The following is a 20,559-nucleotide window of genomic DNA, read 5'->3' as shown; positions in this document are numbered from 1 at the left end:
TGATCACAAAGGAGTCCCATGCGTTCAATTCAATTCCGGGGCGCGCGCGCGATGATCTCGCTCGCTTGCCTGGCGCTGTGCGCCACCGCGCCGGCGCGCGCCGACTGGCAAAAGGTGCAGCAGTCGGGCAGCCTGAAAGTGGCTGTGTACAACGAATTCGCGCCGTTTTCCGACAAGGGTACGGGCATCGATATCGATATTGCCGAAGCGCTGGCGAAAAAGCTGGGGCTGAAACTGAGCTTGCTGCCATTTCCCGCCGGCGAAAACCTCAACGACGATTTGCGCAATATGGTGTGGAAGGGACATTACCTCGGTTATGGCCCCGCCGATGTGATGTTGCATGTGCCGGTCGACAAGAGGTTGATGGCGGACAACGACAAGGTCGAGATCTTCGCGCCATACTATGTGGAAACCGTGCGCCTGGCGCGCAGTGCGCAAGCCGTGCCGCAATTCGATGGCGTCGCCTCGCTGGCCGGCAAGCGCATCGGCGTGGAAAAGGTGTCGATCGCGGCCATGCTGATGCTGGGCGAAGACAATGGCAAGTACCGCGACGACGTGCGCATCTTCGATACGGCAGCCGAAGCCTTGCAGCAATTGCAGGCGGGCAAGCTCGACGCCGTGCTGGCCAACCGTTCGGAAATCGAATCGGTACTGAAAAGCGATCCCGCTTTCCCCATGAGCGAAGTGGCGTTCGCCCGCCTGCCGCGTGCGGGCTGGGCGGTGGGCCTGGCCGTCAGCCGCCAGCAGCTCGACGTGGGCAAGTTGCTGCAGGCAGCCATGAACGAAATGGCGGCCAGCGGCGAATTGAAAGCCATCTTCGAGAAATATGGGGTGAAGGAAGCACGGCCGTAGCAGGCCATGTTGAATGACAATAAAGCCCGCGCATCGGAAGAGGCGCGGGCTTTTTAGTTTTAGAAACTATATTGGGCGCTGACGCCCAGCAACCAATTGCGTCCCGGCGCCGCTTCATAGTAGCGCTTGTTACTGTCACCGACGATGACGGAACCCACGTAGGTCTTGTCGAACAGGTTGTTCAGGCGGGCAAACTCCTTGAAGCGCCAATTGCCCACGTTTTGCCTGGCGTTGACGCGCGCATTGAATACCGTGTAGCCGGGCGCCGGTTTTTCGATGTTGCTGTCTTCCGCGTAGACCTGGTTGCTGGCCACGCTTTCCAGCGCTGCGCCAAAGCGGTCGAACGTATCTTTCCAGGCCAGCTCCGCAAACAGGTTGGCGCTGGGTACGCCCGGCAAGCGGCTGCCTTCGCGCACGCCGCCAAATGCCTGGTCATACACGGCATGCAGGCTGGTGAGCGCCACTTTGGTCGTGAAGCCATATGGCAGGTTCGAATCCAGCGACACTTCCATGCCCTGGCGCAAGGTTTTACCCCCATTGCGATAGCTGGTGCGCCCGCCGCTGGACTTGTCGACCACCAGTTCGTCGTTGGTCTTGATCTGGAACAAGGCCGCATTCACGTGCGTGTTGTTGGCGATCCTGGCCTTGACACCGGCTTCCAGGTTGGTGCTGGTGGCGGGCTTCAAGTTGAAATTGAAGCCGCCGCCTGTGCCCGAGTAAAACAGTTCATTCAGGGTGGGCGCTTCGAAACCGCGCGCGGCGCTGGCGTAGACGTTGACGTTCGGCGTCAGTTTATACAGCAGGCCCAGCACGGGCGTCGTGTGGCTGAATTCCAGGCTGCCGCTATCGTTGCCGTTGCTGAGGAAATGGTCGTCGACAGCCACTTTCATCTTGCTGTAGCGCATACCTGCGCTGAGCAGCCACGGGCCGCCTTGCCATTCCGCCTGGATATACGGATCGAGGCTGGAGACGACATCCTGCTCGTCGCGGCGCAGCTTGCCTTTTACGCCAAAGCTATTGCCAATGAAATTTTCATAGCCGGTACGGTCGTCGCTGGAGCGGCCATAGTCGATGCCGATAGTCGTGCTCAGCTTGCCTCCGGCCAGCTGGTTCACGTGCAGCCAGTTGGTGTCGATGCCATAGAACTGGCGCTGGAAATCGACCACGCCGCCCGAATGGCTGGGCGGCGCCTGGAATCCCTTGGTAAACGCCTGGTACTGGATCACGTCGCGGTTGCCGCCATACACCATCACGTGCAGGCGGTCATCGCCGAACGACTGTTCATAAGTGGCGCCGATCTGCTGGTGGTCGATGCTCTTGCGGGTGTTGTAGCGGTCGGCCAGGGTGCGTTTCGGGTTTTGCGTGTCCGTCGTGTCGATTTCGCCGGCGCGCGGGTTGGCGGCAAACGTGGGCCAAGTGGCGCCCAGCGGATCTTGCGTGTTGCCTTGGTGCAAGCTGTTGGCGACGATGGTCAGCTTGCTGTCCGCGGTGGGCTTGACGGTGATCTTGCCGAACGCTTGTTCGCGCGTGGCGGCGCTGTGGTCGCGGAAGCCGTCCGTGCGGAAGCGCGAGCCGTCGAGCACGTAGCCGATGCCGCCTGCCTGGCCTTGCGCCGTCAAGTCCACCTTGCTGGTGCCGTAGCTGCCGCCCGTCACATTCAGTTCGACGGAAGGGGGATTTTGTCCATCCTTGGAAAACAGCTGGATCACGCCGCCCGAATGGTTGCCGTAGATGGCAGAAAACGGTCCGCGCAGCACTTCGATGCGCTCGGCCGTATCGAGGTTGAAGGTGGCGGCCTGGCCCTGGCCGTCGGGCATGCTGGCGGGAATGCCATCGCTGATCAGCTTGACGCCGCGCACGCCGAAGGCCGAGCGGGCGCCGAAGCCGCGCGACGAGATTTGCAAGTCTTGTGCGTAGTTCTGGCGGTTTTGCACGACCAGGCCCGGCACGGCGGCCAGCGCTTCCGACGCGTTGACGCGGATTTGGCCATCCTGGATGCGCGCGCTGTCGACCACGTCGATGGACGCCGGCACTTCCTGGCTGGGGTGGGCGATGCGGCTGCCGCTGACGACCACCGTATCCATGAATTGTCCGTTGGCCGGGGCAGCTGCCTCGGCGGCAAAGACGTGGGGGGCGAGGGTGGCGCTGCCGGCGACAAACAGGCTGGCGATGGTGTTCAGGCGGAAACGATGCTGCATGCGGATTCTCCAATGTGAATAAAAGCCTGCTTGATCGCGTGCGCGGTACAGGTCTGCGTAGGTGTATCAAGCAATATGCCTGCCATGTCTCCATTGGTGGGCTGAAATTATACGCGTGTCAGTGGCACGGCGTTTGCATACGGTAATTGTCAGAGGCGCCGATGCGGCGCGCTTTTCCCTCGTTTTGCCATTGAAAAGGTGATTATGCCCAACTTCTTCTCGCGCTTGCGCCAGGTGTGCTGGCTGCTGCCGGCGCTCGCCAGCACCGCTGTCCAGGCCGCTCCTTTTGCCTACGTTCCCAATGAAAAGTCGGGCACCTTGAGCGTGATCGACACGGCGACCGACCAGGTGGTGCGCCAGATCGCCGCAGGCAAGCGTCCGCGTGGCATCGCCGCCGACCCCGCCGGGCGGCAATTGTTTGTCACGGATGCCGCCAGCAGCGCCTTGCTGCTGATCGACAATGCTGGCGGCGCGCCCGTGCGCACGGTGGCGCTGGGCAAGTCGCCCGAAGGCGTCAGTGCCTCGCAAGACGGTAGTCACGTGGCCGTTGCCGTCGAGGAAAACAATAGCGTGGCCTTGCTCGATGGCCAGACAGGTACCTTGCTCGCCGATATCAAGGTGCAGGGACGCAATCCGGAACACGCCGTCTTCAGCCCGGATGGGCGCTGGCTGCTGGTCAGCGCGGAAGAGGCGGAGCAAGTCGATGTCATTGATGTGGCGCAACGCCGCCAGGTCGCTTCCATCGCCGTGGGATTGCGGCCGCGCGGCATCGGTTTCAGTCCGGACTCGGGCCGCGCCTACGTGGCGTGCGAACTGGTCAATGCCGTCTACGTGATCGACATGGCCGCGCGCAAGGCGATTGCCACCATTCCAGCGGGCAAGAATGCGAATGGCATCGCCGTCCATCCCGGCGGCAAACAGGTGTATGTCTCGAACGGCATCGACGGAACGGTGATGGTGATCGACACGGCCAGCAATCAGGTCACGGCCACGATTGGCGTCGGCAAGCGCCCGTGGAACATGGCCATCACGCCGGACGGCGCCAAGCTGTACGTGGCCAATGGCCGCTCGAACAGCGTGTCCGTCATCGACACGGCCAGCGCGCGCAAGGTGGCCGATATTGCCGTGGGTGAATTGCCATGGGGCGTGGTGATTCGTTGATTCCTTCATGGCACAGGCGCAGGTGTTCCAGTCTGGTACACCTGTTCCATTGTGCAGCGGCGGCGTGGCGGCAAAGCAGGGCTGGCCCGGATTGGAACAGGATGCCGCCACCTTGTTCAAAACGCAAACAGAGCCACGCCCCCACCCAAGTCCGGGGCATGCGCTGAAAAGCGGGCCGGGATTGACGCCACGCCCTTGTAACGGGGGCAAAACCGGCTAAGTTTGTAGTGGGACGGCGAGCTGGCACGGCATTTGCGGAAGACTCCGTGTACTCACCCCATCTGTACCAGGACGTTTGATTTTAATTAAGTATTTCCATTCTAATTAACCCGATAGAGGACGACATGAATCTCGCAGACATCAGCAAACTGGGCGTAGCCAATCCCTTCAAACAACGCTATGACAATTACATCGGCGGCAAATTCGTTGCACCAGTAAAAGGTGAATACTTTCCTAACATCACCCCGATCACGGGCTTGCCGTTTTGCGAAATCGCCCGTTCCACGACGGAAGACGTCGAGCTGGCGCTGGACGCCGCGCACGCCGCCAAGGAGGCATGGGGCAAGACTTCGCCTGCCGAGCGCGCCAATATCCTGAACCGCATCGCCGACCGCATCGAACAGAACCTGAGCCTGATCGCCACGGCGGAAACCATCGACAACGGCAAGCCGATCCGCGAAACGATGAATGCCGACATTCCGCTGGCCATCGACCATTTCCGTTACTTCGCCGGCTGCATCCGCGCCCAGGAAGGTTCCGTCGCACAAATCGATGCGGAAACCTATGCCTATCACTACCATGAGCCGCTGGGCGTCGTGGGCCAGATCATCCCGTGGAATTTCCCTATCCTGATGGCCGTGTGGAAACTGGCGCCAGCCCTGGCCGCCGGCAATTGCGTCGTCTTGAAACCGGCCGAGCAGACTCCGGCTTCCATCATGGTGTTGATCGAGCTGATCGGCGACTTGCTGCCGCCTGGCGTGCTGAACATCATCAATGGTTTCGGCCTGGAAGCGGGCAAGCCGCTGGCGTCGAGCAAGCGCATCGCCAAGATCGCCTTTACGGGTGAAACGGGCACGGGCCGTCTGATCATGGGCTATGCGGCGCAAAACCTGATTCCCGTCACCCTGGAACTGGGCGGCAAGTCGCCGAACATCTTCTTTGAAGACGTGATGGATGCCGACGATGATTATTTCGACAAGTGCCTGGAAGGTTTTGCGATGTTTGCGCTGAATCAAGGCGAAGTGTGCACCTGCCCATCGCGCGTGCTGATCCAGGAATCGATCTACGAGAAATTCATCGAACGGGCCTTGAAACGCGTGGCTGCCATCAAGCAGGGCAATCCGCTCGACTCTGCCACCATGATCGGCGCCCAGGCGTCGCAGGAGCAGCTGGAGAAAATCCTGTCCTACCTCGACATCGGCCGCCAGGAAGGCGCGGAAGTGCTGGCCGGTGGCGAGCGCAACACGCAGGCGGGCGACCTGGAAGGCGGCTATTACGTGCGTCCGACCGTGTTCAAGGGCAATAACAAGATGCGCATCTTCCAGGAAGAGATCTTCGGACCCGTCGTGTCCGTGACCACCTTCAAGGATGAGGCCGACGCGCTGGCGATTGCCAACGATACCTTGTACGGCCTGGGCGCCGGCCTGTGGACGCGCGACGGTTCGCGCGCCTTCCGCATGGGACGCGCCATCCAGGCGGGCCGCGTGTGGACCAATTGCTACCACCTGTATCCGGCCCACGCCGCGTTCGGCGGCTACAAGCAATCGGGTATCGGCCGCGAAAACCACAAGATGATGCTCGACCATTACCAGCAAACGAAGAACTTGCTGGTGAGCTATAGCCCGAAAGCGCTGGGCTTCTTCTAAACCGGCAACAGGCGCCGCGCCTGCAGTCCAGGCGCGGCGCGCAGAAAGGGATGCCATGAGTGCAGCAATTGCCCGGGTGGTCGCCACCGATGCGGCGCTGGAAATGATGGACAAGTTGCGCCAGCGTCACGGCCCGCTGATGTTTTTCCAGTCGGGCGGCTGCTGCGACGGCAGTGCGCCCATGTGCTACGCGCTGGGCGAGTTCGATGTCAGCGACACCGACATTTATCTCGGCAATTTGAATGGCACACCGTTCTACATGGGACTCGAGCAATTCGAGTACTGGGAGCATACCCAGTTGATTATCGATGTGGTCGATGGCAATGGCGGCATGTTTTCACTCGACAACGGCACGGGCAAGCGCTTTTTGACGCGCTCGCGCCTGTTCACCGATGAAGAGTGCGCGCTGTTGCATGCCCAGCCGCATGAGCACCGCAAGACTTGATACACACATACTAATAAAACAGAGGGAGATGATTGTGCAGAAAAAAATCATGGGGATACTCATCAGTTTGGGTTTGGCATCGCTGGCCCAGGCGGCCGACGTGGGCAATGTCACCAATGCCATGCTCGACAGCACGGCGAAGAATCCGGCCAGCGTCCTGTCGTTTGGCATGGGCACGCAAGGCCAGCGCTATTCGCCATTGACGCAGATCAATGACAAGACCGTGGCCAAGCTGGTGCCGGCCTGGTCGTTCTCGTTCGGCGGCGAAAAACAGCGGGGCCAGGAATCGCAGCCGTTGATTCACAACGGCAAGATGTTCGTCACGGCATCGTATTCGCGCATCTTTGCCGTCGACTTGAAAACGGGCGCCAAGCTGTGGAAATATGAGCATCGCTTGCCGGACGGCATCATGCCGTGCTGCGACGTGGTCAACCGCGGCGCAGCCCTGTATGGCAACCTGGTGATCTTCGGTACCCTGGACGCCTACCTGGTGGCGCTGGACCAGAATACGGGCAAGATCGTCTGGAAAGAAAAAGTGGACGATTACGCGGCCGGCTACTCGATGACGGCCGCGCCGCTGATCGCCGAAGGCTTGCTGCTGACGGGCGTGTCGGGCGGGGAATTCGGCATCGTCGGCCGGGTGGAAGCGCGCAATCCGATGACGGGCGACCTCGTGTGGAGCCGTCCGACGGTAGAGGGCCATATGGGTCACCGCTACGACAAGGACGGCAAGGCCATCGACAACGGCGTGTCCGGCACGGCGAACAAGACGTGGCCGGGCGACCTGTGGAAAACGGGCGGCGCCTCGACCTGGATGGGCGGCACCTACGATCCGCAAACCAAGCTCGCCTACTTTGGCACGGGCAACCCGGCGCCGTGGAACAGCCACTTGCGTCCCGGCGACAACCTGTACTCGTCATCCACCGTGGCGCTGGACGTGAAAACGGGCCAGATCAAGTGGGCGTATCAGAATACGCCGAACGATGCCTGGGATTTCGATGGCGCCAACGAGTTCGTCACCTTCGACATGGATGGCAAGCGCTACGGCGGCAAGGCCGACCGCAACGGCTTCTTCTATGTGATCGACGCCAACACGGGCAAGCTGCAGAACGCCTTTCCATTCGTGAAGAAAATCACCTGGGCCAGCAGCATCGACCTGAAGACGGGCCGGCCGAATTTCATTGCCGCCGGCCGGCCTGGCGACCCCACCAAGGGAGAGGAAGGCAAGAAGGGCACGACCGTGTTTGCCGCGCCCGCTTTCCTCGGCGCCAAAAACCAGATGCCGATGGCGTACTCGCCGCAAACCAAGCTGTTCTACGTTCCCGCGAACGAATGGGGCATGGATATCTGGAACGAGCCGATCAGCTACAAGAAGGGCGGCGCCTTCCTCGGCGCGGGGTTCACCATCAAGCCATTGTTTGACGACTACATCGGCGCCATGCGCGCCGTCGATCCGAAGACGGGCAAGATCGTCTGGGAAATCAAGAACAACGCGCCGCTGTGGGGCGGCGTGATGAGTACCGCCGGCAACCTGGTGTTCTACGGCACGCCGGAAGGCTTCCTGAAAGCCGTCGACGCGAAGACGGGCAAGGAATTGTGGAAATTCCAGACGGGCTCCGGCGTCGTGGCGCCGCCCGTCACCTGGCAGGATGGCGACACGCAATATGTGGCCGTCGTTTCCGGCTGGGGTGGCGCCGTGCCGCTGTGGGGCGGCGAGGTGGCGAAGAAGGTCAACTTCCTGGAACAGGGCGGTTCTGTGTGGGTCTTCAAGCTGGCATCGAAGTAACGGGGTGAAGCATCCGGGCCACTCGGATGGGTGTCTCCCTGTCCGCCGGGTGTTTTCTTTTTGCTGACGGCCCAGGCCGTCAGTTTTTTGTTTACCTGGATGCCCGCGATGCAAACTTGCGGTCAAAAAATGAACACTATCAGTGGCGATTGATCCGCCGTTGCACACGTTAAATGTGCTTTTTCTCTTTCTCCCTCTGAGCCTTGCTGGGCACGCTTATTGCCAAAGCTTGAGGTACATCAATCACTGGTGTGCACACTAAAAACAGAGAAGAAAGAGGAGAAGCAATGAATACATTGATCAAGCTGGGGAGCCTGGGTGTCATGACAATCGCAGCGGTGGGACAGGCACACGCCGTCGATATCAAGGCTGGCGACTGGACCGTGTCGGTGGGCGGCATCGTCAACGCTTATTACACGCAAGTGTCGTGTTCGGGCGATGCCGTGGGCGGGCTGGCGCTGGGCGGCCAGGCGCTCGGTTGCGGCGGCGAGAAAGACCGTACGACCATCGGCAACGGCTTGCTGCCGAATGGCTTGATCACCTCGGCAAGTTCGCGGCTGGGCGAGTACGACGTGAAAGCCTTGATCGGCATCTACAACTCGACGGCCACGGACAGCGCCATCAGCCAGAACAGCGTGGTCGATGTGCGCCAGGCATTCTTTACGTTTGGCAATGAACACATGGGCACTTTCAAGCTGGGCCGCGACTATGGCATCTTCGGCGCGAATGCGATTTTGTCCGACATGACCTTGCTGGGCTCGGGCGCACCCGTGCAGGCGACGCAGCGGGGCCGGGTGACCCTGGGCCATATCGGCGCCGGCTACACCTATCTGGGCAACTATGGCCAGATCATGTACAGCTCGCCGAAGTCGGGCGGCTTTGGCGCCGATGTGGCGCTGGTCAGCCCCGTCTCCGATACGCCCATCGTGGCAGGCTCGACCTATTCTTCAAAGTCGAGTCCGCAAGTGCAGGCGCAGCTGACGTATGCGCAGGAAGGCTTGAAAGCCTGGTTGGGCGTGAAGTCGCAAAAATTCACGTCGAAAACGCCGGGCGTCGATGACTTGACCATGCGCGGCGTGGAAGTGGGCGGTTCGTACCAGATGGGCCCGGCTGGCGTGCTGCTCAACTTCCAGGGCGGCAAGGGGCTGGGCATCTTGTCCGATGCGGACCAGGGCGATACCAAGTCGAAGAACTGGCTGCTGCAAGGCACGTACAAGACGACAGACAAGCTGAAACTGGGCTTGTCCTACGGCATCAGCAAGAACGACGACAACACGGCCGGCACGGGCGGCTTGAAGTCGAACGCCAACCTGACCCTGGGCGCGTATTACTCGCTCAACAGCGCGATCACCCTGGTGGGCGAACTGGGCCAGACGCGCTCGAAAGGATTTACGGGCGGCGAAGCGAAGATGAATGGCGTGTCCCTGGGCGGCATTATTTTCTTCTAATACATGAACGCGGCGCCTTGCGACAAGGCGCCGCACGGAGCGCAATGCATGCGGATAATGCGGTTGTTCATCGGATGCTGGCTATTCCTGTTTATCCTGGGACAGGCGTGGGCGGGCGTGCTCGCCAAGGCCGAGCTGGCTCGGCGCTTTCCTGCTCCCATCGTCGTGGGCGACAAGGAGACCGACTTGCCCGTCTGGCCATTGTTCCGGCAAAACGCCACGGCCACGGAGCTGGTCGGTTACGTTTTTGAATCCGTGGACCTGGCGCCGATCCCCGGCTTTTCCGGTGTTCCCGTCAATTTATTGATCGCTATCAATCCCCAAGGGAGTTTTCTGGACGTGGCCGTGCTGTCGCAGCACGAACCCGTGTTTCTCGATGGCCTGGGCGAAGCGCCTTTATTTCAGTTCGTCAAACAGTATCAGGGACTGTCGCTGAAGCAGAATATCGCTATCGATGCCAGGAAGAAACGCGCCACGGATGCCACCCATGCCGATATCGATGGCGTGTCGAAGGCCACGGCTTCCGTGCGTATCATCAACCAGAGCGTGCTGGCCTCGGCCTTGAAAGTGTCGCGTAAAAAACTGGGCTTTGCGCAAGGCCGTGACCCGGACCAGATCGCGCGCATCCGCATGGACGTGTTCGAAAAGCTTGATGTCGCGCAAATGTTAAAGCAGGGCTTGATCCAGCATCTGCGCTTGAGCAACAAGGAGATTGAAAGCCTGTTTGCCGGCAGCCCCGGCGCGGGACTCGATGCGGAAGCCACGCGCGCGCCGGATGAAGTGTTTATCGACCTGTACCTGGCGTATGTGTCCGTGCCCAGCGTGGGGCGCAATCTGTTGACGGAACGCAGCTGGAACAAATTGCGCAACCGGCTGGACGAAGGCGACCACGCCATCCTCGTCATGTCGCGTGGTCGCTACAGCGTGCTGGGCGACGATTTCGTGCGCGGCACGGTGCCGGACCGGCTATTGCTGAAGCAGGATGGCTTGCCCATCGACATGCGCGACCTGGACCTGGAATTGCAATTGGCGGATACGACGCTGTTGCCGACGGAAAATGTCGCCGTCTTGCGCGTCATCAGCCAGGCGGGGCTCGATGCGGCCAGTCCGCTGGCTTTTACCCTACCGATCACGCGCAGCAAGGGCATCGTGTATCCGGAACGCATCGCGCGCAACGTGGATGTCAATTACCGCCTGCCGGCCGATTTTTACACGGCGCCGCAAGGCGACGATGCCACGTGGCGCGGCACGTGGAAAGGGCGCAAGACGGAATTGTTGCTGTTGCTCGCCGGGCTGGCGCTGCTGGCCGGCGCATTGGCCTGGCAGAAACGCCTCGTGCGCGATGGCCGCCAATTTGTCTGGTTCCGCCGCCTTTTCCTGTTGTTTGCGGTGGGCTTCATCGGCTATTACGCACAAGGGCAGTTATCGATCGTCAACATCACAGGCGTCATCCAGGCCCTGCTGGCCGGGCGCAGCCTGGGCTTTTTCCTGTTCGACCCGATGACGGTGATCCTGTGGGCGTTCGTGCTGCTCAGCCTGCTGATCTGGGGGCGCGGCACGTTTTGTGGTTGGCTGTGTCCGTTTGGCGCCCTGCAGGAACTCACTGGCAAGCTGGGCCAGTGGCTGCGCTTGCCTCAATGGAAAATCAAGCCGCGCCTGGATGGGCGCTTGAAATGGATCAAGTATGGCTTGCTGGCGGCCATTCTTGGCAGCAGCGTGTTTTCCAGCCAGATCACGGACAAGCTGGTGGAACTGGAACCGTTCAAGACGGCGATTACCCTGAACTTCGTGCGGGCCTGGCCGTTCGTCGCATATGCCGCGGGCTTGCTGCTGCTCAGTGGTTTTTCCTACAAATTTTTTTGCCGCTACCTGTGTCCGTTTGGCGCGGCGCTGGCGCTGCTGGGACGTTTTCGCCTGTTCAACTGGATTCCCCGTCGCAAGGAGTGCGGCACGCCTTGCCAGACTTGCCGTCACCGTTGCGAGTACCACGCCATCGCGCCTGGCGGGAAAGTCGATTATGGCGAGTGTTTCCAGTGCATGGATTGCGTGGTGATTTACGCCAGCGATGAAAAATGCGCACCGTTGATGCTGGAAATCAAGCGTGCCCGCACCATTCCCATCGCCCGGGCCACGCCAGAGGAGAGCAGCAATGCAGCGTAGAACCTTTATTTCCGCCGCCATCGGCAGCGTGGCCGGCATGGCGGGCTTGTCTTTGCCGGGCAGCATGGCGCGGGGCACGGCCACGGCATCCGGCGTGCGCCCTTATCGCGGTGCCGCGCTGGCGTTTGGCACGACCATCGCCGTCACCGTGTTGCACCACGATCAGCGCCAGGCCGAACTGGCCATCGAGGACGCCTTGCATGCAGCGAGGAATATCGACCGCCTGATGAGCATTTACAGCCCGGCCAGCCAAGTCTTCCAGCTGAACCGCGACGGCCGCCTGGCCCGGCCGGATGCGCATTTGCTGGCCGTGCTGACGCAGGCGCATGCCTTGTCGCAATGGAGCGATGGGGCGTTTGATATCACGGTGCAACCTTTATGGCAGCTGTTTCGCGCGGCGGCAGACCAGGCAAGCTTGCCGACGGACACCTTGCGCCGCGCGGCGCAGGCGCGGGTAGGCTGGCGGCAACTGGCGTGGGATAGCCGGGAAGTGCGTTTTCTGCAGCCTGGCATGGCGCTGACCTTGAATGGCCTGGCGCAAGGCTACGCGGCGGACATGGCGCTGGCAGCCGTGCAGGCGCGCGGCATACGGCACGCGCTGCTCGATACGGGCGAATTCGTTGCGCGTGGGCAGCGCTCCGTGCGCCGTCCGTGGACCTTGGGCATCCAGGATCCGCGCGACGCGGAAATCCTGGCGGCCACCTTGAAAGTGGAGGGGCGCAGCGTGGCCACGTCGGGCGACTACGAATGCACGTTCACGCCCGACTTCGCGCATCACCACATCTTCGACCCATCGAAGGGCGATTCGCCGCGTGAACTGGCCAGCGTGACCGTGCTGGCGCCCACGGGTTTGCTGGCCGATGGCTTGTCGACCACCTTCATGGTCACGGGAGCCGCACGCGCGCATGCCATGGCCGCGCACATGGAGGGCGTCGACCTGATGACCATCGACAAGCGGGGCCGGCGCGCGATGTCGCCTGGCTTTTCCCGTTTACTCTAGGCTATTTCAGGTGCGGCACCTTGCGATAGATCGTGTTGCGCGACACGCCCAGTGCCCGCGCCGTGGCCGAGACGTTGCCGCCGTGGGCATCGAGCGACTTGAGGATCACGCTTTGCTCCATCTCTTCCAGGTTGGCGCCGGCGGCGATCATGCGGTCCGTGCTGGCGCTGGCGGCAGTCGCTTGCGTCATCTCAATATCGTCGAGGAAATCATCAGGCATGTGGCGCAAACAGATTTCATGCTCGTCGCCGGCCATGACGATGGCCGTGCGCAAGAGATTGGTCAGCTGGCGGAAATTGCCCGGCCATTTATGCTGGTGGAACATGCGCAAGATGTCCGGCGCCACCGTGTAGCGCGTGTCGGGCGCTTCCGTTGCGAGGATTTTTTTCACGACCGTGTCCAGGTCCGTGCGTTCGCGCAGCGGCGGCAGTTTTACCACCAGGCCATTCAGGCGGTAATACAAGTCTTCGCGAAACAGTCCCTTGGCCATGCGTTCGCGCAAGTTGTGATTCGTGGCGCAAATGAGTTCCACGTTGACGGTGATCGATTTGCTGCTGCCCAGGGGCGTGACCATGCGTTCCTGCAACACGCGCAACAGCCGCGCCTGCAAGCCAAACGGCATGTCGCCGATTTCATCGAGGAACAGGGTGCCGCCATTGGCTTGCAGGATCTTGCCGATCGCGCCTTTCTTGCGCGCGCCCGTAAAGGCGCCGTCTTCATAGCCGAACAGTTCGGATTCGATCAGGGTTTCCGGGATCGAGGCGCAGTTGACGGCGATAAACGGTCCCATGGCCCGCGGCGAGTCGTTGTGGATGGCTTGCGCCAGCAATTCCTTGCCGGTCCCCGTTTCGCCCATGACGAGGATGGGGATGTCGCGCCCCAGCACCTTGTTGACCTTTTCGATCACCAGTTCCAGTTGCGGATCGCCCGTGCGCAGGTAGCGCAAGCCGGACAGGCGCCGCGCCGCGTTGGCCGCATGGCTGGCGGACGCGGGAACCTGTGCCGGCACGGCGTTGATATCGCTATGGTCGGTGCTGGCAGTAAAGCCGTGCTGGAAGACGCTATTGGACAGGCGCAACTGCGCGCGCCCATATACGCGCACGCCGCTGTGCATGCACAGGTTCAGCAAACCGGGGGCTGCCGTGCGGTAATGGTCGTACAGGGCAGACACGGGCAAGCCGAACAGGGAGCTGAAGGTATGTGATTGCAGTGCGGCAAATGACAGGCCCAGCTGGAATAAGCCGTTTTTATTGGCGGATAAAAACCGTCCGCCCGGCGTGAACGAGGCGATGCCTTCCATTAAGGTGCCGATGAATTCGGGGCGCGCGTGGAAGTGCACGGTGATGGCATCCTCGAACGTGGCGGAAAACAACTGGTTTTCGATCATCAGCGCCGACATGCGCACGAGAGCCATCGTATGCTTGTGGAAACTGCGTTGGTCGCTCGAGACGTCCAGCACGCCGATGACGTTGCCCCGGTGGTCGGTGATCGGTGCCGCGGAGCACGTCAAAAAATGATTGGCGGCCAGGTAATGCTGGTCCGCATGGACCAAAGTCGGTACTTTTTCCGTGATGGCCGTGCCGATGGCATTCGTGCCGCGGCTTTGTTCCGACCATGCTACGCCTGGCTGCAGGGCGACCCGGTTGGCTTTCTCCAGGAAATCATCGTCGCCCAGCGAATGCACGATCACGCCGTTGGCATCCGTGAGAATCACCATATTGTGCGTGTTGACGATTTGCTGGTACAGGGTTTCCATGGCCGGCAGCGCGTGCGTGTGCAGCATGCGGTTTTGCTCGATCAGCAAGGACAGGTCGGACTTGCCCGCCGGCGTGAAGTCGGGCGTGGCCGTGGGCGACAGGCCAAAGGCGACGGAACGCTGATGGGAAGTTTCGATGATGACGGGGACGTTGTCTTGTCCTGCCGGCAAAATGTTCGCGTCCGCGATGGACGAAAACGGTGCGCTACGGTAAGTAGCTGACGGTTGATACATGATCTCGTTGCCTCCGTTGGGCCCTGTACTGCGGCGCTCTTTTGAATATCGAGAGTGTTCCATAATGTAGCACCTGTCACAGATGGGAGCAAAGCAAAGCGAACCGGGCTATCCCCAGTGTTGCTGCCTGGCCCAGAGTTGCTTCCCTTGGTGGTCGGTGCATGTGTTCATATAAGCAATTGCGGTGCCAGGCCTATTGCCTTTGATCTGGCGCAAAAAATAGCGCTTGCGGGGTGCGCAGGGCACGGCTATAATTCGCCCCCTCGCTGAACGACGCATGCAAATGCAGCGTGAAGTGAGAAAAGTTTTTAAGCGCAATGCGCTGAAAAACGGGGTTGACGGACGTAGCGAAATGCTTCATACTCTTCCTTCTTCGCAGCTGACAAACACAACGCTTTGTCGATAGCGCGAAAGCAGTACCGAATACAGTTCTTTAACAATTAACAGTCGATAAGTGTGGGCATTTGATGTAGGTGCAGCGTCAATCTTCGGATTGGCGTAATACTTAAAATATATCAAATGTTCACAAGAAATAATGAAATAGGATACTTCTTCGGAAGTAGTCTGTCAGTTTTTTGAGTGAGCGACCCATCAGCAATGATGGTGCCGGTAAAACGGCAAAGTAACAGAGATTAAACTGAAGAGTTTGATCCTGGCTCAGATTGAACGCTGGCGGCATGCCTTACACATGCAAGTCGAACGGCAGCACGGAGCTTGCTCTGGTGGCGAGTGGCGAACGGGTGAGTAATATATCGGAACGTACCCTGGAGTGGGGGATAACGTAGCGAAAGTTACGCTAATACCGCATACGATCTAAGGATGAAAGTGGGGGATCGCAAGACCTCATGCTCGTGGAGCGGCCGATATCTGATTAGCTAGTTGGTAGGGTAAAAGCCTACCAAGGCATCGATCAGTAGCTGGTCTGAGAGGACGACCAGCCACACTGGAACTGAGACACGGTCCAGACTCCTACGGGAGGCAGCAGTGGGGAATTTTGGACAATGGGCGAAAGCCTGATCCAGCAATGCCGCGTGAGTGAAGAAGGCCTTCGGGTTGTAAAGCTCTTTTGTCAGGGAAGAAACGGTGAGAGCTAATATCTCTTGCTAATGACGGTACCTGAAGAATAAGCACCGGCTAACTACGTGCCAGCAGCCGCGGTAATACGTAGGGTGCAAGCGTTAATCGGAATTACTGGGCGTAAAGCGTGCGCAGGCGGTTTTGTAAGTCTGATGTGAAATCCCCGGGCTCAACCTGGGAATTGCATTGGAGACTGCAAGGCTAGAATCTGGCAGAGGGGGGTAGAATTCCACGTGTAGCAGTGAAATGCGTAGATATGTGGAGGAACACCGATGGCGAAGGCAGCCCCCTGGGTCAAGATTGACGCTCATGCACGAAAGCGTGGGGAGCAAACAGGATTAGATACCCTGGTAGTCCACGCCCTAAACGATGTCTACTAGTTGTCGGGTCTTAATTGACTTGGTAACGCAGCTAACGCGTGAAGTAGACCGCCTGGGGAGTACGGTCGCAAGATTAAAACTCAAAGGAATTGACGGGGACCCGCACAAGCGGTGGATGATGTGGATTAATTCGATGCAACGCGAAAAACCTTACCTACCCTTGACATGGCTGGAATCCCCGAGAGATTGGGGAGTGCTCGAAAGAGAACCAGTACACAGGTGCTGCATGGCTGTCGTCAGCTCGTGTCGTGAGATGTTGGGTTAAGTCCCGCAACGAGCGCAACCCTTGTCATTAGTTGCTACGAAAGGGCACTCTAATGAGACTGCCGGTGACAAACCGGAGGAAGGTGGGGATGACGTCAAGTCCTCATGGCCCTTATGGGTAGGGCTTCACACGTCATACAATGGTACATACAGAGCGCCGCCAACCCGCGAGGGGGAGCTAATCGCAGAAAGTGTATCGTAGTCCGGATTGTAGTCTGCAACTCGACTGCATGAAGTTGGAATCGCTAGTAATCGCGGATCAGCATGTCGCGGTGAATACGTTCCCGGGTCTTGTACACACCGCCCGTCACACCATGGGAGCGGGTTTTACCAGAAGTAGGTAGCTTAACCGCAAGGAGGGCGCTTACCACGGTAGGATTCGTGACTGGGGTGAAGTCGTAACAAGGTAGCCGTATCGGAAGGTGCGGCTGGATCACCTCCTTTCTAGAGTTTGCACGAATCAGAAATGATTCACGCATCAAATGTTCACACTTATCGGCTGTTAGTAAGAGAAGAAACAGTAGTCGTAGTAGCACCGCGTTGGGGCTGTAGCTCAGCTGGTTAGAGCACCGTGTTGATAACGCGGGGGTCGTTGGTTCGAGTCCAACCAGCCCTACCAGTCATTACCCAGGGGGATTAGCTCAGCTGGGAGAGCACCTGCTTTGCAAGCAGGGGGTCGTCGGTTCGATCCCGTCATCCTCCACCAAAGTTTTACTCGAAAGTGCAAACGTAAGCCGTTAGGTTTAGGTTTGATCTTTTAGCGATCAAAGCTGTTTCGTTCTTTAACAATCTGGAAGAAGTAAAGATTATTTATTGATCGGTTTGCCGTAAAAGGTAAATCGATGGGTAATGATTGTATGTATCAACAAACAAGCAACAACGTTGTACTTTCTTATCCCTGTAGCGCTCTTTTCGTTTGAAAGAATGAAGAGGCTAACGTTATAGGGACAAGCGAATAAGTGCACATGGTGGATGCCTTGGCGATTACAGGCGATGAAGGACGTAGTAGCTTGCGATAAGCTGCGGGGAGTGAGCAAACACACTTTGATCCGCAGATTTCCGAATGGGGCAACCCACCCTTTTAGGGTATTGCATACTGAATACATAGGTATGCAAGGCGAACGCGGCGAACTGAAACATCTAAGTAGCTGCAGGAAAAGAAATCAACCGAGATTCCCAAAGTAGCGGCGAGCGAAATGGGAAGAGCCTGTACGTGATAGTCGGACCGATAACAGAATCCTCTGGAAATAGGAGCCATAGCGGGTGATAGCCCCGTATGTGAAATCGGACCGGTGGTACTAAGCGTACGACAAGTAGGGCGGGACACGTGACATCCTGTCTGAATATGGGGGGACCATCCTCCAAGGCTAAATACTCGTAATCGACCGATAGTGAACCAGTACCGTGAGGGAAAGGCGAAAAGAACCCCGGAAGGGGAGTGAAATAGATCCTGAAACCGTGTGCATACAAACAGTAGGAGCGGACTTGTTCCGTGACTGCGTACCTTTTGTATAATGGGTCAGCGACTTACATTCAGTGGCAAGGTTAACCAGATAGGGAAGCCGTAGAGAAATCGAGTCCGAATAGGGCGATCAGTCGCTGGGTGTAGACCCGAAACCAAGTGATCTACTCATGGCCAGGATGAAGGTGCGGTAACACGCCCTGGAGGTCCGAACCCACTAATGTTGAAAAATTAGGGGATGAGCTGTGGGTAGGGGTGAAAGGCTAAACAAACTTGGAAATAGCTGGTTCTCTCCGAAAACTATTTAGGTAGTGCCTCAAGTATCACCATCGGGGGTAGAGCACTGTTATGGCTAGGGGGTCATTGCGACTTACCAAACCATTGCAAACTCCGAATACCGATGAGTGCGAGCTTGGGAGACAGACGTCGGGTGCTAACGTCCGGCGTCAAGAGGGAAACAACCCAGACCGCCAGCTAAGGTCCCAAAGATTGGCTAAGTGGAAAACGAAGTGGGAAGGCTAAAACAGTCAGGATGTTGGCTTAGAAGCAGCCATCATTTAAAGAAAGCGTAATAGCTCACTGATCGAGTCGTCCTGCGCGGAAGATGTAACGGGGCTAAGCCAGTCACCGAAGCTGCGGATATATAGCAATATATATGGTAGGAGAGCGTTCTGTAAGCCTGCGAAGGTGTCTTGTAAAGGATGCTGGAGGTATCAGAAGTGCGAATGCTGACATGAGTAGCGATAATGGGGGTGAAAAGCCTCCACGCCGTAAGCCCAAGGTTTCCTGTTCAACGTTCATCGGAGCAGGGTGAGTCGGCCCCTAAGGCGAGGCAGAGATGCGTAGCTGATGGGAAGCAGGTTAATATTCCTGCACCGTCGTATGATGCGATGGGGGGACGGATCGCGGAAGGTTGTCCAACTGTTGGAATAGTTGGTTTTTGGCTCATAGAAGGCGCTTAGGCAAATCCGGGCGCGGAATTCAAGGGGTTGAGACGAGTGCACTTGTGCACGAAGCAATCGGAAGTGGTTCCAAGAAAAGCCTCTAAGCTTCAGTCATACGAGACCGTACCGCAAACCGACACAGGTGGGCGAGATGAGTATTCTAAGGCGCTTGAGAGAACTCGGGAGAAGGAACTCGGCAAATTGGTACCGTAACTTCGGGAAAAGGTACGCCCCGGTAGCTTGATTGGTTTACTCCATGAGGGTGAAAGGGTTGCAATAAACTGGTGGCTGCGACTGTTTAATAAAAACACAGCACTCTGCAAACACGAAAGTGGACGTATAGGGTGTGACGCCTGCCCGGTGCTGGAAGATTAAATGATGGGGTGCAAGCTCTTGATTGAAGTCCCAGTAAACGGCGGCCGTAACTATAACGGTCCTAAGGTAGCGAAATTCCTTGTCGGGTAAGTTCCGACCTGCACGAATGGCGTAACGATGGCCACACTGTCTCCTCCCGAGACTCAGCGAAGTTGAAATGTTTGTGATGATGCAATCTACCCGCGGCTAGACGGAAAGACCCCATGAACCTTTACTGTAGCTTTGCATTGGACTTTGAACCAATCTGTGTAGGATAGGTGGGAGGCTTTGAAGCGGGGACGCTAGTTCTCGTGGAGCCAACCTTGAAATACCACCCTGGTTTGTTTGAGGTTCTAACCTTGGTCCGTTATCCGGATCGGGGACAGTGCATGGTAGGCAGTTTGACTGGGGCGGTCTCCTCCTAAAGTGTAACGGAGGAGTTCGAAGGTACGCTAGATACGGTCGGACATCGTGTTGATAGTGCAATGGCATAAGCGTGCTTAACTGCGAGACTGACAAGTCGAGCAGGTACGAAAGTAGGACATAGTGATCCGGTGGTTCTGTATGGAAGGGCCATCGCTCAACGGATAAAAGGTACTCTGGGGATAACAGGCTGATTCCTCCCAAGAGTTCATATCGACGGGGGAGTTTGGCACCTCGATGTCGGCTCATCACATCCTGGGGCTGTAGCCGGTCCCAAGGGTATGGCTGTTCGCCATTTAAAGTGGTACGTGAGCTGGGTTTAAAACGTCGTGAGACAGTTTGGTCCCTATCTGCCGTGGGCGTTGGAAATTTGAAGGGGGCTGCTCCTAGTACGAGAGGACCGGAGTGGACGAACCTCTGGTGTACCGGTTGTCACGCCAGTGGCATTGCCGGGTAGCTAAGTTCGGAAGAGATAACCGCTGAAAGCATCTAAGCGGGAAACTTGCCTTGAGATGAGATTTCCCAGAGCCTTGAGCTCTTTGAAGGGTCGTTCGAGACCAGGACGTTGATAGGCTGGGTGTGGAAGTGCAGTAATGCATTAAGCTAACCAGTACTAATTGCCCGTACGGCTTGTCCCTATAACCTTAGCAGGTACAGCGGATAAGACGGTACAACGTTGCGTGTGTGTTGATACAACCAGTCATTATCCCAATCTTTGCTTCTTCCAGATTCAGGCTTTGTCGCTCCACC

The 20,559-nt window shown here is 58.3% G+C and carries 10 protein-coding genes, 2 tRNA genes and 2 rRNA genes; 12 read left to right on the top strand and 2 right to left on the bottom strand.

Translation table 11 applies throughout. The features are described from left to right. Positions 1-18: 18 nt before the first annotated feature. Entirely contained in the window at positions 19-852 is an 834-nt protein-coding gene (locus tag CLU94_RS09005) for a substrate-binding periplasmic protein (RefSeq protein ID WP_257218737.1), read from the top strand. 59 nt (positions 853-911) lie between these two features. Here the strand turns inward: CLU94_RS09005 and CLU94_RS09000 are convergent, their stop codons facing one another. Then, a complete protein-coding gene (locus tag CLU94_RS09000; RefSeq protein WP_099665395.1) occupies positions 912-3,050 on the bottom strand; it encodes a TonB-dependent receptor family protein in 2,139 nt (712 codons plus the stop codon). A gap of 204 nt (positions 3,051-3,254) precedes the next feature. On the opposite strand from CLU94_RS09000, the gene CLU94_RS08995 reads away from it, so the two are divergent. The 7 genes from CLU94_RS08995 to CLU94_RS08965 all read left to right on the top strand — a co-directional run bounded on the left by CLU94_RS08995 (position 3,255) and on the right by CLU94_RS08965 (position 12,915). Beyond that, on the top strand, positions 3,255-4,211 hold the full coding sequence (locus CLU94_RS08995; RefSeq protein WP_099665394.1) for a beta-propeller fold lactonase family protein: 957 nt from the start codon (positions 3,255-3,257) through the stop codon (positions 4,209-4,211). A gap of 344 nt (positions 4,212-4,555) precedes the next feature. Beyond that, positions 4,556-6,076: an aldehyde dehydrogenase gene (gene adh, locus CLU94_RS08990; RefSeq protein WP_099665393.1), complete on the top strand. Its 1,521-nt coding sequence runs from the start codon at positions 4,556-4,558 to the stop codon at positions 6,074-6,076. A gap of 55 nt (positions 6,077-6,131) precedes the next feature. Continuing rightward, positions 6,132-6,521, top strand: coding sequence for a DUF779 domain-containing protein (locus CLU94_RS08985; protein WP_034756816.1), 390 nt, complete (start codon positions 6,132-6,134; stop codon positions 6,519-6,521). A gap of 49 nt (positions 6,522-6,570) precedes the next feature. Next, positions 6,571-8,307: a PQQ-dependent methanol/ethanol family dehydrogenase gene (locus CLU94_RS08980; protein ID WP_099668224.1), complete on the top strand. Its 1,737-nt coding sequence runs from the start codon at positions 6,571-6,573 to the stop codon at positions 8,305-8,307. Between the two features lie 287 nt (positions 8,308-8,594). Next, on the top strand, positions 8,595-9,755 hold the full coding sequence (locus CLU94_RS08975) for a porin (protein ID WP_257218735.1): 1,161 nt from the start codon (positions 8,595-8,597) through the stop codon (positions 9,753-9,755). Positions 9,756-9,812: 57 nt separating this feature from the next. Then, positions 9,813-11,915, top strand: coding sequence for a 4Fe-4S binding protein (locus CLU94_RS08970; protein ID WP_257218733.1), 2,103 nt, complete (start codon positions 9,813-9,815; stop codon positions 11,913-11,915). After that, the gene (locus CLU94_RS08965; RefSeq protein WP_099665392.1) at positions 11,905-12,915 is read left to right on the top strand and encodes an FAD:protein FMN transferase; all 1,011 of its coding nucleotides are present in this window, start codon (positions 11,905-11,907) and stop codon (positions 12,913-12,915) included. The genes CLU94_RS08970 and CLU94_RS08965 overlap by 11 nt, the downstream gene beginning before the upstream one ends. A 1-nt stretch (position 12,916) precedes the next feature. On the opposite strand, the gene CLU94_RS08960 is transcribed toward CLU94_RS08965, so the two are convergent. Beyond that, positions 12,917-14,905, bottom strand: a complete 1,989-nt coding sequence (locus tag CLU94_RS08960) for a sigma-54-dependent Fis family transcriptional regulator (protein ID WP_233516386.1) — start codon at positions 14,903-14,905, stop codon at positions 12,917-12,919. Between the two features lie 634 nt (positions 14,906-15,539). Here CLU94_RS08960 and CLU94_RS08955 point away from each other — a divergent pair. From CLU94_RS08955 to CLU94_RS08940, 4 genes are all read left to right on the top strand, one after another. Next, a 16S ribosomal RNA gene (locus CLU94_RS08955) occupies positions 15,540-17,070 on the top strand. 98 nt (positions 17,071-17,168) lie between these two features. Next, positions 17,169-17,245, top strand: a tRNA-Ile gene (locus CLU94_RS08950). An 11-nt stretch (positions 17,246-17,256) separates the two neighbouring features. After that, positions 17,257-17,332 (top strand) — tRNA-Ala (locus CLU94_RS08945). A 239-nt stretch (positions 17,333-17,571) separates the two neighbouring features. Next, positions 17,572-20,447: ribosomal RNA gene (locus tag CLU94_RS08940) — 23S ribosomal RNA — on the top strand. Together the 16S and 23S rRNA genes with 2 tRNA genes alongside form the textbook arrangement of a ribosomal RNA operon. The last annotated feature ends 112 nt before the right edge of the window (positions 20,448-20,559 follow it).

Origin of the sequence: Janthinobacterium sp. 13, from assembly GCF_002749695.1 — a bacterium.
GTDB classification, from domain to species: domain Bacteria; phylum Pseudomonadota; class Gammaproteobacteria; order Burkholderiales; family Burkholderiaceae_D; genus Janthinobacterium; species Janthinobacterium kumbetense.
Note: the sequence above shows the minus strand (reverse complement) of the source record. Positions and strands in the feature narration are given on the sequence as shown.